General features: G+C 58.2%; 13 protein-coding genes and 1 tRNA gene. 8 read left to right on the top strand and 6 right to left on the bottom strand.

Annotation, left to right across the window (positions count from 1 at the left end; translation table 11 throughout):
• Nucleotides 1-121 precede the first annotated feature (121 nt).
• The 6 genes from PFAS1_RS16300 to hemA form a co-directional block, all read right to left on the bottom strand.
• Nucleotides 122-640 carry an acyloxyacyl hydrolase gene (locus PFAS1_RS16300; RefSeq protein WP_074880232.1) on the bottom strand — a complete coding sequence of 173 codons (519 nt, stop codon included), beginning with the start codon at nucleotides 638-640 and terminating at the stop codon, nucleotides 122-124.
• A gap of 112 nt (nucleotides 641-752) precedes the next feature.
• On the bottom strand, nucleotides 753-1,544 hold the full coding sequence (murI, locus tag PFAS1_RS16295) for a glutamate racemase (protein ID WP_076029800.1): 792 nt from the start codon (nucleotides 1,542-1,544) through the stop codon (nucleotides 753-755).
• Nucleotides 1,537-2,292 carry a molybdopterin-synthase adenylyltransferase MoeB gene (locus PFAS1_RS16290; RefSeq protein WP_076029799.1) on the bottom strand — a complete coding sequence of 252 codons (756 nt, stop codon included), beginning with the start codon at nucleotides 2,290-2,292 and terminating at the stop codon, nucleotides 1,537-1,539. The genes murI and PFAS1_RS16290 overlap by 8 nt, the downstream gene beginning before the upstream one ends.
• Nucleotides 2,286-3,116 (bottom strand): peptide chain release factor N(5)-glutamine methyltransferase, encoded by an 831-nt coding sequence (gene prmC / locus PFAS1_RS16285; protein ID WP_076029798.1) that lies wholly within the window; start codon nucleotides 3,114-3,116, stop codon nucleotides 2,286-2,288. Before prmC ends, PFAS1_RS16290 begins: the two co-directional genes overlap by 7 nt.
• Nucleotides 3,117-4,199 (bottom strand): peptide chain release factor 1, encoded by a 1,083-nt coding sequence (gene prfA, locus PFAS1_RS16280; RefSeq protein WP_046048306.1) that lies wholly within the window; start codon nucleotides 4,197-4,199, stop codon nucleotides 3,117-3,119.
• Nucleotides 4,196-5,485 (bottom strand): glutamyl-tRNA reductase, encoded by a 1,290-nt coding sequence (hemA, locus tag PFAS1_RS16275; RefSeq protein WP_076029797.1) that lies wholly within the window; start codon nucleotides 5,483-5,485, stop codon nucleotides 4,196-4,198. The genes prfA and hemA overlap by 4 nt, the downstream gene beginning before the upstream one ends.
• Nucleotides 5,486-5,667: 182 nt before the next feature.
• Between hemA and PFAS1_RS16270 the strand changes: the two genes are divergently transcribed.
• The 8 genes from PFAS1_RS16270 to ychF all read left to right on the top strand — a co-directional run bounded on the left by PFAS1_RS16270 (nucleotide 5,668) and on the right by ychF (nucleotide 12,588).
• The gene (locus PFAS1_RS16270) at nucleotides 5,668-7,392 is read left to right on the top strand and encodes a tetratricopeptide repeat protein (protein ID WP_074880251.1); all 1,725 of its coding nucleotides are present in this window, start codon (nucleotides 5,668-5,670) and stop codon (nucleotides 7,390-7,392) included.
• A gap of 4 nt (nucleotides 7,393-7,396) precedes the next feature.
• Nucleotides 7,397-8,014: a lipoprotein insertase outer membrane protein LolB gene (gene lolB / locus PFAS1_RS16265; RefSeq protein WP_074880254.1), complete on the top strand. Its 618-nt coding sequence runs from the start codon at nucleotides 7,397-7,399 to the stop codon at nucleotides 8,012-8,014.
• Between the two features lie 2 nt (nucleotides 8,015-8,016).
• Nucleotides 8,017-8,868: a 4-(cytidine 5'-diphospho)-2-C-methyl-D-erythritol kinase gene (gene ispE, locus PFAS1_RS16260; protein WP_076029796.1), complete on the top strand. Its 852-nt coding sequence runs from the start codon at nucleotides 8,017-8,019 to the stop codon at nucleotides 8,866-8,868.
• A 37-nt stretch (nucleotides 8,869-8,905) separates the two neighbouring features.
• A tRNA-Gln gene (locus PFAS1_RS16255) sits at nucleotides 8,906-8,980 on the top strand.
• A 45-nt stretch (nucleotides 8,981-9,025) separates the two neighbouring features.
• The gene (locus tag PFAS1_RS16250) at nucleotides 9,026-9,967 is read left to right on the top strand and encodes a ribose-phosphate pyrophosphokinase (RefSeq protein ID WP_003208392.1); all 942 of its coding nucleotides are present in this window, start codon (nucleotides 9,026-9,028) and stop codon (nucleotides 9,965-9,967) included.
• Between the two features lie 141 nt (nucleotides 9,968-10,108).
• On the top strand, nucleotides 10,109-10,711 hold the full coding sequence (locus PFAS1_RS16245; protein ID WP_076029795.1) for a 50S ribosomal protein L25/general stress protein Ctc: 603 nt from the start codon (nucleotides 10,109-10,111) through the stop codon (nucleotides 10,709-10,711).
• A gap of 169 nt (nucleotides 10,712-10,880) precedes the next feature.
• Nucleotides 10,881-11,465: an aminoacyl-tRNA hydrolase gene (pth, locus tag PFAS1_RS16240; RefSeq protein ID WP_008153430.1), complete on the top strand. Its 585-nt coding sequence runs from the start codon at nucleotides 10,881-10,883 to the stop codon at nucleotides 11,463-11,465.
• 22 nt (nucleotides 11,466-11,487) lie between these two features.
• The gene (gene ychF, locus PFAS1_RS16235; RefSeq protein ID WP_008011955.1) at nucleotides 11,488-12,588 is read left to right on the top strand and encodes a redox-regulated ATPase YchF; all 1,101 of its coding nucleotides are present in this window, start codon (nucleotides 11,488-11,490) and stop codon (nucleotides 12,586-12,588) included.
• Nucleotides 12,589-12,768: the final 180 nt, after the last annotated feature.

Below are 12,768 nucleotides of genomic sequence, written 5' to 3'. Positions count from 1 at the left end.
CCAATGAAGATCCAATGTGGGAGCGGGCTTGCTCGCGAAGGCGGTGTGTCAGTCAACGATGATGTCAACTGACAGTCCGCATTCGCGAGCAAGCCCGCTCCCACATTTGACCGAGTGAGTCTTACAGCGGCATGGTGTAGTGAAGTGCGTAACTTTCTACACCATCGTTCGGGCTGCTGATTCCGGCATTGGAATAATGCGTCGCACGAATCCCGACTTCATGCCCGCCCGTAAAGCGCAGTCCAAAACCGAACCGGTCTTCAAACTGAAAGGCACTGCCCAGTTGGTTGTTTTCGACTTCGGTATTGGCGAATACCGCGACGCCAACGCCCAACTCCAGGTAGGGTTTGACGGTCTGCCCGGCAAACTCGTAAACAAGCACCGGCGAGAACGACAGGCTGTGGTTGCTGGAGGTCTTGTCGCCATCCCAATAGGTGTAGGCACCGCTCCAGTAACCAGTCAAACGACCGATATCACTCTGCAACCAGCTCTTGTCCCAATCGAATTGCATGCCCAGCCGATAGGTCATGGTCGATTCGTCAGTCTGGCCGACCGCGAACTCCACGCCTGCCGCCTGTGCGGTAAAACTGTGCCCCATTAGTGCGGCCGCAATCGCGGCCAAGCAGAATAGTCGCTTCATTAGAAACATCCTTTTCCGAACGATTTCGTATGGTTTTTTTGTTGCTTAACGCTATAGAAGTCGACGATTAATCAGAAGTTCACCCCAATTATTCGCTTGCCCCGAGTTTTGTTTACTCATTGAAGCTTCGCACAACACCAGTGGTATTCCACAGTATCGGCAAGATATTTCTGAAATGCTCCGGATCGGCACTTGTCCAGAACTGCGCAGCACGCGCAGGTTCTTGGGCGAGCAATTCCCGCTCTGCCAACAATCGCTGAAGTTGCCGCGCTACAGCGGCGCCGGTATCAATCAAACTGATGTCATCGGGGATCATCTGCTTAAGCAACGGCTTTAGGAAGGGATAATGCGTGCAGCCCAGAATTATCGTGTCGCACCCAGCGCCGAGCAATGGTTCCACATACCTGGCCAGCAACTGGCGCAACGCCTCGCTGTGCAGATCGCCGTTTTCAATCAGCTCCACCAGGCCGGGACACGGCTGGGTGATGACGCGCACATCGGTGGCGAATCGGTCGAGCAACGCAGCGAACTTGGCACTCTGCAAGGTGCCAGTAGTGGCGAGCACGCCGACCACACCGCTGCGGGTGGCGGCAGCGGCCGGTTTGACCGCCGGCTCCATGCCGACGATGGGCCACTCGGGATAATCGCGGCGCAAGTCGGCAACGCCAGCGACCGTCGCCGTGTTGCAAGCCAGCACCAAGGCCTTGGCGCCCTGCTGCTGAAAAAACCCGGCCATCACGCTGCAGCGATGACGGATAAACTCCGGGGTTTTCTCGCCGTAGGGAATATTCCCGCAATCGGCGACGTACAACAGTGATTCGTTGGGCAGCAAACGCTGAATCTCGGCCAGCACCGAAAGCCCGCCGACACCGGAGTCGAACACGCCAATCGGCGCTTCACGCATGCTTCAAACCACAGACGCTGCAGCCCGGATCACGCTTGACCCGCAATTCGCGAAAGCGCGAGCCCAAGGCATCGATCAGCAACAGGCGCCCCACCAGCGGCTCGCCGAAACCCACCAGCAATTTCATCGCTTCCAGCGCCTGGAGGCTGCCCACCAGGCCAACCAATGGCCCTACGACGCCGGCTTCGCTGCAGGTCAGTTCGGCTTCACTGCCGTGACCATATAAACAGTGGTAGCACGGGCTTTCCGGACGGCGCGGGTCAAACACCGACAGCTGCCCTTCGAGCCGAATCGCTGCGCCGCTGACCAGAGGTTTACCGGCGGCGACACACGCAGCGTTGACCGCTTCGCGGGTGGAAAAATTGTCGGAACAGTCCAGCACCAGATCCACCGCAGCCACGGCGGCGGCCAGGGAGTCTTCGTCCAGCGCGGTACGATGGGCGATCAACTGAATCTCGGGATTGATCGCGCTCAGTCGGCGGATCGCCGAATCGACCTTGCTCAGGCCGACACTGTCGGTGTCGTGGACGATCTGGCGTTGCAGGTTGGTCAGGTCGACGGTGTCGAAGTCCGCCAGGTGCAATTCACCGACGCCGGCGGCGGCCAGATACAGCGCAACCGGCGAGCCGAGGCCGCCAAGACCGACGATCAACACGCGGCTTTCTTTCAGTCGCAACTGGCCGTCGATGTCGACGTGTTGCAACAGAATCTGCCGACTGTAGCGCAACAATTCCTGATCATTCAGCACGGCAGGCGCCCCAGACTGATACGTTCGTGACCGCCCAGATCGGTGCGGCTGTGGACTTCTTCAAAGCCGCGGGTCAGCAGCAAATCGCGTACCGCAGTGGCTTGATCGTAACCGTGTTCAAGCATCAGCCAACCGCCCGCTTCCAGATAATCCGGCGCCTGGGCGACAATCAGGCGCAGATCATCGAGCCCATCGGCGCCAGCCACCAAGGCACTGGCCGGTTCGAAACGCACATCGCCTTCCACCAGATGCGGATCGGCGGAGGCAATATAAGGCGGGTTGCTGATGATCAGCTGAAAGCGCTGACCTTCCAGCGCACTGAACCAATGACTGCTCAGCACGGTGGCGTTGTTCAGGTGCAGGCGCTGGCGATTGCGCTCGGCCAGGGCCACGGCTTCGAGTACGCGATCCACGGCGGTCACCTTCCAGGCCGGACGCTCGCTGGCCAGGGCCAACGCAATGGCGCCGCTGCCGGTGCCGAGGTCGAGGACCTTGGCTGGTGTGGCCGGCAGCAGTTCCAGCGCAGTCTCCACCAACAGCTCGGTGTCCGGGCGCGGGATCAGCGTATGCGGCGCCACTTCCAGATCAAGCTTCCAGAAACCTTGCTGGCCGAGGATGTAGGCCACTGGCTCACCGCCACGGCGGCGCTGCAAATACTCAGCAAATTTAAGCGCCGCTTCGCTCGGAACGATGCGCTCGGGCCAGGTGTGCAGAAAACTGCGGGACTTACCCAACGCCGCGGCCAGCAACAATTCGGCATCCAGGCGCGCGGTCGGCGAATCTGGCAGGTCGGCGGCGCGTAACAAACTGGCAATGATCGTCATTTACTCACCTATCGCTGCCAATTGGTCGGCCTGGTATTCGGCCAGCAACGGCTCGATCACCGCATCGACGCCACCCGCAAGGATTTCGTCGAGGGAATACAGCGTCAGGTTGACCCGGTGGTCGGTGACCCGCCCCTGGGCAAAGTTGTACGTGCGGATCCGCTCCGAGCGATCACCCGAACCGACCAGCAACTTACGCTCGCTGGCGATAGCGTTCGCGGCGGCGCTGGTTTGCTGATCGTTGAGCTTGGCCGACAGCCAGGACATCGCCCGGGCGCGGTTCTTGTGCTGGGAACGTTCTTCCTGGCACTCGACGACGATACCGGACGGCAAGTGCGTGATGCGGATCGCCGAGTCCGTCTTGTTAACGTGCTGACCACCGGCACCGGAGGATTTGTAGGTATCGATACGCAAATCCGAGGGGTTGATCTCGATCGCCTCTTGCTCGTCCGGCTCGGGCAACACCGCTACGGTGCAGGCCGAGGTGTGGATGCGGCCCTGGGATTCGGTAGCCGGAACCCGTTGTACGCGGTGGGCACCGGATTCGAATTTCAGCTTGCCGTAGACGTTGTCGCCTTCGACGCGAGCGATGACTTCTTTAAAGCCGCCGTGTTCACCGATGTTCTCCGAGAGGATCTCCACCCGCCAGCCGCGTCGTTCGGCGTAACGCGAATACATGCGGAACAGGTCGCCGGAGAAAATCGCCGCCTCGTCACCGCCGGTGCCGGCGCGGATTTCGAGGAACACGTTGCGGCCATCGTTCGGATCCTTGGGCAGCAGCATGCGTTGCAGGCTGGCTTCGATATCGATCAGTTGCTCTTTGGCTTCGCGGACTTCTTCCACGGCCATTTCGCGCATGTCCGGGTCGCTGTCCTTGAGCAGCGCCTGAGCACCCTCGAGATCGCTTTGTACCTTGAGCAACTGTTTATAGGTTTCGACAATCGGTTCGACTTCCGCGTATTCCTTGGAATAGGTGCGGAATTTGTTCTGATCGGAAATGACTTCGCCGTCGCCAAGCAAGGCGGTCAATTCCTCGAAACGGTCCTGGAGGATGTCCAGCTTATTGAGCAGTGACGCTTTCATTGCGTTTTTTTATCCGAAAAGCTATCCGATGAGCCCTCATTCAGGGCAAAGAGTTCCTGGGCCATGGCCAGCGCATCGAGGCGGCCTTCGGCAGAGAGCTTTTTCAACTGCACGCTCGGTGCGTGCAAGAGTTTGTTGGTCAGGCCCCGCGCCAGTTGCACCAGCACGTCTTCGGCGCTGCTGCCGTTGGCCAGCATGCGCTGGGCCTTCTGCAATTCTTCGTCGCGCAGGCGCTCGCTTTGTTGGCGATAGGCCTTGAGCACATCCACCGCCGCCAGTTCACGCAGGCGAACCATGAAATCTTCGGCGCCGATAGAAACCATCTCTTCCGCCGCCTGGGCTGCGCCCTGGCGACTCTTGAGGTTCTCGGCGACCACTTCGTGCAGATCGTCGACGCTATAGAGGTAAACATCGTCCAGTTCGCCGACTTCAGGCTCGATATCCCGGGGGACGGCGATGTCTACCATGAAGATCGGCTTGTGCTTGCGCAGTTTCAAGGCGCTTTCCACCGCGCCCTTGCCCAGGATCGGCAACTGGCTGGCGGTGGAGCTGATAACGATGTCGCTGCGCACCAGTTCCGCCGGGATGTCCGATAGCAACACCGCGTGGGCGCCGAACTGCTCGGCCAGAATGCTCGCGCGCTCCAGGGTGCGGTTGGCGACGACGATGCGCTTTACACCCAATTCGTGCAGATGGCGGGCGACCAGGGTGATGGTCTCGCCGGCGCCGATCAGCAAGGCCTGGCTGCGTTGCAGGTCGCTGAAAATCTGTTTCGCCAGACTGACCGCGGCAAACGCCACCGACACCGGGTTCTCGCCAATGGCGGTGTCGGTGCGCACCTGTTTGGCCGCATTGAACGTGGCCTGGAACAACCGCCCGAGCAACGGACCGATGGTGCCAGCCTCGCGAGCCACGGCGTAGGCCGATTTCATCTGACCGAGAATCTGCGGTTCGCCCAACACCAGCGAATCGAGCCCGGAAGCCACCCGCATCATGTGACGAACTGCCGCATCATCTTCGTGCACATAAGCGCTCGCACGCAGCTCTTCGAGGCTCAAATGATGATAATCGGCCAGCCAGCGCAGGATGACGTCCGCCGAAAGGTGATCCTGTTCTATATAGAGTTCACTGCGATTGCAGGTGGAGAGGATCGCGGCTTCGCGGCTGTCGGTGAGTCGGCAGAGCTGCTGCAAGGCCTCCACCAGTTGCTCAGGGGTAAAGGCCACGCGCTCGCGGACGTCTACTGAAGCAGTCTTGTGGTTAATACCGAGTGCAAGGAAGGCCATTCAAGGTCGCTGATAGTGACGTGAAGCCGGCAATTGTCCTACTTCGACAGAGCCAGAACAACTACCGCTGACTATTGTCCCAATGACCTGCCTCTATAAAGGCGCCGATTGAGTCTCGGTTATGTTTGGCCGAAGGCTTGTGTCATGATGATCCGACCGCAGGTTAGTCGTCCTCTTCCTATATGAATAGATCTTCCGCGTTGCTCCTCGCTTTTGTCTTCCTCAGCGGCTGCCAGGCCTTGGCACCCGTTTCGTCGGACGGTACGCCGCCGGTCGAAGACAGCACTCCGGCCCCTGAAAAGCCCAAGGTTTACAGCTCATTCAGTGAAGAAACCGTCTTCAGCCTGTTGAGCGCCGAACTGGCTGGCCAGCGCAATCGTTTCGACATTGCCCTGGACAACTACGTGACCCAGGCGATCAATACTCAGGATCCGGGCATCTCCGAGCGGGCATTCCGTATTGCCGAGTATCTGGGCGCCGATCAGGCCGCCCTGGACACCGCGCTGATCTGGGCGAAAAACGCGCCGCAAGACCTTGAGGCGCAACGGGCCGCTGCCGTGCAACTGGCTCGTGCCGGGCGTTATGACGACTCCATGGTCTATATGGAGAAAGTCCTGCAAGGCAAGGGCGACACGCATTTCGACTTCCTCGCCCTGTCTGCGGCCGATACCGACCAGGACACGCGCAATGGCTTGATGAAAAGTTTTGACCGTTTATTGCAGCGCCATCCGAACAACAGTCAGCTGATTTTCGGCAAAGCCTTGCTGCTGCAACAGGACGGTGATGCCAAGGGTGCGCTGAGCCTGTTGGAAGACAATCCTCCGGACGAAGGCGAAATAGCACCGATTTTGCTGCGCGCACGCCTGCTGCAGGCCCTCAGTCGTGGCGATGAAGCCTTGCCGCTGCTGCAAAAAAGCATCAAGAAATACCCGGACGACAAACGCCTGCGCCTGACTTACGCGCGCATGCTGGTTGAACAGGACCGCATGGACGACGCCAAAGCCGAGTTCTCCAGCCTGGTTCAGCAGTACCCCGAAGACGACGAGCTGCGTTATTCCCTGGCGCTGGTTTGCCTGGAAGCCAAGGCCTGGGATGAGGCCAAGGGCTATCTGGAAGACCTGATTGCCCGGGAAAGCCACGTCGATTCGGCGCACTTGAACCTCGGTCGTATCGCTGAAGAGCGCAATGACCCTCAAGGCGCGCTGATCGAGTACGCCCAGGTCGGCCCTGGCAACGATTACCTGCCGGCGCAATTGCGTCAGGCCGATATCCTGATGAATAACGGCAAGACCGCCGAAGCCCAAAGCCGTCTGGCTGCGGAGCGCGATGAGCAACCCGATTACGCGATTCAGTTGTACTTGATCGAAGCCGAAACCTTGTCTGCCAATAAACAGCCCGACAAGGCCTGGAATGTATTGAAGCAAGCCTTGCAGCAATACCCGGACGATTTGAACCTGCTGTACACCCGCGCCATGCAAGCGGAAAAACGCAATGACCTGGCGCAGATGGAAAGTGATCTGCGGCTGATCATCAAGCGCGACCCCGACAACGCGATGGCGTTGAACGCCCTCGGTTACACCCTGTCGGACCGTACGACGCGCTACGTCGAAGCCAAGGCCTTGATCGAACAAGCGCACAAGATCAATCCGGAAGACCCGGCGGTACTCGACAGCCTCGGCTGGGTGAACTTTCGCATGGGCAACCTCGACGAAGCCGAACGCCTGCTGCGCCAGGCGCTGGAGCGCTTCCCCGATCAGGAAGTCGCCGCGCACCTGGGCGAAGTCCTGTGGGCCAATGGCAAGCAACGGGAAGCCAAGCAAATCTGGAGCAAGTTCCTCAAGGAACAACCCGACAGCCCCATCCTGCGCAGCACCATCAAGCGCCTGACCGGATCAGAGACTCTTTAACATTATGTTTTTGCGCCACCTCATCGTTTTCAGTTTCATCGCCCTGCTCGCCGGTTGCGCGGGCTTCGGTGCCCGCGAATCAGTCCAGGGCAAAGGCAACACGGCCCAATGGCGCGTGTACAAACAGCAACTGACCAGCCTCGACGGCTGGCAGATCAACGGCAAGATCGGCATCCGCGCTCCGAAAGACTCGGGCAGCGGCACGTTGTTCTGGCTGCAGCGACAGGATTACTACGACATTCGCCTCTCCGGCCCCCTGGGTCGCGGCGCAGCACGCCTGACCGGCCGCCCCGGCAAGGTCTCGCTGGAAGTCGCCAACCAGGGCCGCTATGAAGCGCCGACGCCTGAAGTGTTGGTCGAAGAACAACTGGGTTGGAAGTTACCGGTGTCGAATCTGGCCTGGTGGGTTCGGGGGCTCCCGGCTCCGGACAGCAAAAGCCGCCTGACGCTGGACACCGACAGCCGCCTGGCCAACCTTGAGCAGGATGGCTGGCAAGTCGAATACCTCAGTTATGCCGAGCAAAACGGCTTTTGGCTGCCCGAGCGGATCAAACTGCATGGCACCGACCTTGATGTCACGCTAGTGATCAAGGAATGGCAACCTCGCAAATTGGGGCAGTGAACATGACCGCTGCGCGCTTGACGCTACCCTCTCCAGCCAAACTCAATCTGATGCTGCACATCCTCGGTCGCCGTGAAGACGGTTATCACGAGTTGCAGACTATTTTTCAGTTTCTCGATTACGGCGATGAGATCACCTTCGCCGTTCGTGATGACGGTGTGATTCGACTGCACACCGAATTCGAAGGCGTCCCTCACGACAGCAATCTGATTGTTCGAGCGGCAAAAAAACTTCAGGAGCAATCCGGTTGTTCGCTCGGCATCGACATCTGGATCGAAAAAATTCTGCCCATGGGCGGTGGAATTGGTGGCGGCAGTTCAAATGCCGCGACGACCTTGCTCGGTCTCAATCATCTCTGGCAACTGGGTTGGGATGAGGATCGACTGGCCGCTCTAGGCCTGACGCTTGGCGCCGACGTCCCGGTTTTCGTGCGTGGGCACGCGGCTTTTGCCGAAGGCGTGGGGGAAAAACTGACCCCTGTAGACCCCGAAGAACCGTGGTATCTCGTGCTTGTGCCGCAAGTCTCTGTAAGTACAGCAGAAATTTTTTCAGATCCGTTGTTGACACGTAACTCTTCTCCCATTAAAGTGCGCCCCGTTCCCAAGGGAAACAGTCGAAATGACTGCTTACCGGTGGTAGCAAGGCGTTACCCAGATGTACGTAACGCATTGAATTTGTTAGGTAAATTTACCGAAGCAAAACTCACCGGAACTGGAAGTTGTGTGTTTGGGGGCTTCCCAAACAAAGCTGAAGCTGATAAAGTCTCGGCCCTTCTTACAGAGACCCTTACAGGGTTTGTAGCAAAGGGAAGCAACGTTTCGATGTTGCATCGCAAGCTGCAAAGTCTGCTCTAAAAGGAATCGAGTACTGGGTACTCGTTGCAACAGATACAGGGGCGTCGCCAAGCGGTAAGGCAGCAGGTTTTGATCCTGCCATGCGTTGGTTCGAATCCAGCCGCCCCTGCCATTTTCCATACTCATCCAGGTTACCCTCAGCCTCTAGGTACTGCGCGTGTCCAAGATGATGGTCTTTACGGGGAACGCTAACCCCGATCTGGCTCGGCGTGTTGTACGTCAGCTGCATATCCCTCTCGGTGACATCTCTGTCGGTAAGTTCTCCGACGGCGAAATTACTGCCGAGATCAATGAAAACGTCCGCGGTAAAGATGTTTTCATTATTCAGCCGACTTGCGCTCCGACTAACGATAACCTGATGGAACTGGTAGTGATGGCTGATGCCTTCCGCCGCTCCTCGGCTACTCGTATCACTGCTGTTATTCCTTACTTTGGTTATGCCCGTCAGGATCGCCGTCCGCGTTCCGCTCGTGTGGCTATCAGCGCGAAAGTCGTTGCTGACATGCTTACCGTAGTCGGCATCGACCGTGTTCTCACGGTTGATCTGCATGCTGACCAAATCCAGGGTTTCTTCGATATTCCGGTAGATAACATCTACGGCTCCCCGGTACTGGTGGATGACATTGAAGATCAGCGCTTCGAAAACCTGATGATCGTGTCCCCGGACATTGGCGGCGTCGTGCGTGCACGTGCTGTTGCCAAATCCCTGGGCGTGGATCTCGGGATCATCGACAAACGCCGTGAGAAAGCCAATCACTCTGAAGTGATGCATATCATCGGTGATGTCGAAGGGCGCACCTGTATTCTGGTCGATGACATGGTCGATACCGCCGGCACTCTGTGCCACGCGGCCAAGGCCCTGAAAGAGCATGGCGCCGCCAAGGTTTTCGCCTACTGCACACACCCTGTGCTGTCCGGTCGGGCGATCGAAAACATCGAAAATTCAATGCTGGACGAACTGGTGGTGACTAACACCATCCCGTTGTCCGCTGCTGCTCAAGCCTGCTCGCGTATCCGTCAACTGGATATCGCGCCGGTAGTTGCCGAAGCGGTTCGCCGCATCAGCAACGAAGAATCGATCAGCGCGATGTTCCGTTAAGGGCCCTGCCCTTCTCGAATATCTCGTTGACGAAAAGCGCCCCGCCCCGGCATTCCTGTCGGGGCGGGGCTTTTTTGCCCATATCGCCTTTAGCGCTGGTCGCAAACGCTGGGGCGAATGTGGTTATTTTGGAGATACAACATGAACGAATTTACTCTGAATGCTGAAGTGCGTTCCGACCTGGGGAAAGGTGCGAGCCGCCGCCTGCGTCGTCTCGCAAGCCTGGTACCAGCTGTAGTTTACGGTGGCGAAAAAGCCCCTGAATCCATCAGCATGCTGGCTAAAGAAGTTGCCAAACTGCTCGAAAACGAAGCGGCTTACAGCCACATCATCGAGCTGAACGTTGGCGGCACCAAGCAAAACGTAATCATCAAAGCCCTGCAGCGTCACCCGGCCAAAGGCCACGTACTGCACGCTGACTTCGTACGCGTTGTAGCTGGCCAGAAACTGACCGCTATCGTGCCTGTACACTTCGTTGGCGAAGAAGCTCCGATCAAGAAAGGCGGCGAAGTTTCGCACGTTGTTGCTGAAATCGAAGTGACCTGCCTGCCAAAAGACCTGCCTGAATTCATCGAAGTCGACCTGGCTAACGCCGAAATCGGTTCGATCATTCACCTGTCTGACCTCAAAGCCCCTAAAGGCGTTGAGTTTGTTGCTCTGGCACACGGCGATGACAAGGCTGTTGCCAACGTTCACGCTCCACGTGTTGCTCCAGAAGCTACTGAAGAAGGCGCAGCAGAGTAATTTCACTCTGTTCGCCGGAGTGACCGGAAACATCGCGGACTAAAGCGTAGCGAGAAAGCGGGCGAGAACGCGGAGTTTACATAATGGTAAATGAGCACTTGTCGTCCACTTTCGCCGCACACACCTGTCGCGGCGATGTTATCCACCACTCCAAGGAAGGGCCCCTATCGTGACTGCCATCAAACTGATCGTTGGCCTGGGAAATCCAGGTGCTGAATACGAACAGACCCGGCATAACGCAGGGGCCCTTTTTGTTGAGCGCATCGCGAACGCACAAGGCGTAAACCTTGTGGCGGATCGCAAATATTTCGGCCTGACCGGACGCTATTCGCATCAGGGTCAGGATGTTCGTCTGCTGATTCCCACCACCTACATGAACCGCAGCGGCCAGGCCGTCGCGGCACTTGCCGGCTTCTTCCGCATTACGCCTGAAGAAATCCTGGTGGCGCATGACGAACTCGACCTGCCACCTGGCGTTGCCAAGCTCAAACAGGGCGGCGGCCATGGCGGTCACAACGGGTTGCGCGACATCATCGCGCAACTGGGCAATCAGAATACCTTTCACCGCTTGCGGCTTGGCATTGGCCACCCGGGCGTTGCCAGTATGGTTTCAAATTTCGTCCTGGGTCGTGCGCCACGCGCCGAACAGGAAAAACTCGATGCCAGCATCGACTTTGCCCTCGGCGTGCTGCCGGATATCCTCGCCGGGGAATGGAACCGCGCGATGAAAAACCTGCACAGCCAGAAGGCCTGACTCACTCCTCGGGGAAAACACCATGGGATTCAATTGCGGCATCGTCGGCCTGCCTAACGTCGGCAAGTCCACCCTATTCAACGCCCTGACCAAATCCGGGATCGCGGCCGAGAACTTCCCCTTCTGCACCATCGAGCCGAACACCGGTATCGTGCCGATGCCGGATCCACGTCTGGAAGCCCTGGCGGCCATCGTCAATCCAAAGCGCATCCTGCCGACCACCATGGAATTCGTCGACATCGCTGGCCTGGTTGCCGGCGCCTCGAAAGGTGAAGGCCTGGGCAACAAGTTCCTGGCCAACATCCGTGAAACCGATGCCATCGCCCACGTAGTCCGCTGCTTCGAAGACGAGAACGTGATTCACGTCTCCAACAGCGTCGACCCGAAACGCGACATCGAAATCATCGACCTGGAACTGATCTTTGCCGACCTCGACAGCTGCGAAAAGCAACTGCAGAAAGTCGCCCGCAACGCCAAGGGTGGCGACAAGGACGCCGTGGTCCAGAAAGGCCTGCTGGAGCAATTGATCGCTCACTTCACCCTCGGCAAACCTGCTCGTACGCTGATGAAGAACATGGGCGCCGACGACAAAGCGGTGATTCGTGGTTTCCACCTGCTGACCACCAAGCCGGTCATGTACATCGCCAACGTCGCTGAAGACGGTTTCGAGAACAACCCGCTGCTGGACATCGTCAAAGCCATCGCCGAAGAAGAAGGCGCCATGGTGGTTCCGGTCTGCAACAAGATCGAAGCCGAAATCGCCGAGCTGGAAGACGGCGAAGAGAAAGACATGTTCCTCGAAGCCCTGGGCCTCGAAGAGCCTGGCCTGAACCGCGTGATCCGCGCCGGCTACGAAATGCTGCACCTGCAGACTTACTTCACCGCCGGTGTCGAAGAAGTCCGCGCCTGGACCGTCCGCGTCGGTGCTACCGCACCACAAGCCGCTGGCGTGATCCACACCGACTTCGAAAAAGGCTTCATCCGCGCCGAAGTCATCGCCTATGACGACTTCATCCAGTACAAGGGCGAAGCTGGCACCAAAGAAGCCGGTAAATGGCGTCTGGAAGGCAAGGACTACATCGTTAAAGACGGCGACGTGATGCACTTCCGCTTCAACGTCTAAAGGCTTCTACTGAACCTGAGTGAACCGGACTGAACCTGAAACTGGCCTGAAGCCCTTGTTTTTACAGGGGGTTGCCAAATATCTAGAGCTCAGTGCGGTTCAGCAAGGGTGATAGTGTTCTAGAGAAAAGCGGGGTAGCATCAGGGGTATCACGATTTCTGGATGGGGGTATTTTCTTCA

Origin of the sequence: Pseudomonas frederiksbergensis (assembly GCF_001952935.1) — a bacterium.
GTDB classification, from domain to species: Bacteria; Pseudomonadota; Gammaproteobacteria; order Pseudomonadales; family Pseudomonadaceae; genus Aquipseudomonas; species Aquipseudomonas frederiksbergensis.
The sequence above is the reverse complement of the archived record's forward strand: the minus strand, read 5'-3'. Positions and strand labels throughout refer to the sequence as shown.

Coding starts and splice junctions, on each gene's coding strand:
- lolB (WP_074880254.1), top strand. CDS start 7,397: ATGTTTTTGCGCCACCTCATCGTTTTCAGTTTCATCGCCCTGCTCGCC.
- PFAS1_RS16300 (WP_074880232.1), bottom strand. CDS start 640: ATGAAGCGACTATTCTGCTTGGCCGCGATTGCGGCCGCACTAATGGGG.
- PFAS1_RS16270 (WP_074880251.1), top strand. CDS start 5,668: ATGAATAGATCTTCCGCGTTGCTCCTCGCTTTTGTCTTCCTCAGCGGC.
- murI (WP_076029800.1), bottom strand. CDS start 1,544: ATGCGTGAAGCGCCGATTGGCGTGTTCGACTCCGGTGTCGGCGGGCTT.
- ispE (WP_076029796.1), top strand. CDS start 8,017: ATGACCGCTGCGCGCTTGACGCTACCCTCTCCAGCCAAACTCAATCTG.
- hemA (WP_076029797.1), bottom strand. CDS start 5,485: ATGGCCTTCCTTGCACTCGGTATTAACCACAAGACTGCTTCAGTAGAC.
- prfA (WP_046048306.1), bottom strand. CDS start 4,199: ATGAAAGCGTCACTGCTCAATAAGCTGGACATCCTCCAGGACCGTTTC.
- PFAS1_RS16245 (WP_076029795.1), top strand. CDS start 10,109: ATGAACGAATTTACTCTGAATGCTGAAGTGCGTTCCGACCTGGGGAAA.
- prmC (WP_076029798.1), bottom strand. CDS start 3,116: ATGACGATCATTGCCAGTTTGTTACGCGCCGCCGACCTGCCAGATTCG.
- ychF (WP_008011955.1), top strand. CDS start 11,488: ATGGGATTCAATTGCGGCATCGTCGGCCTGCCTAACGTCGGCAAGTCC.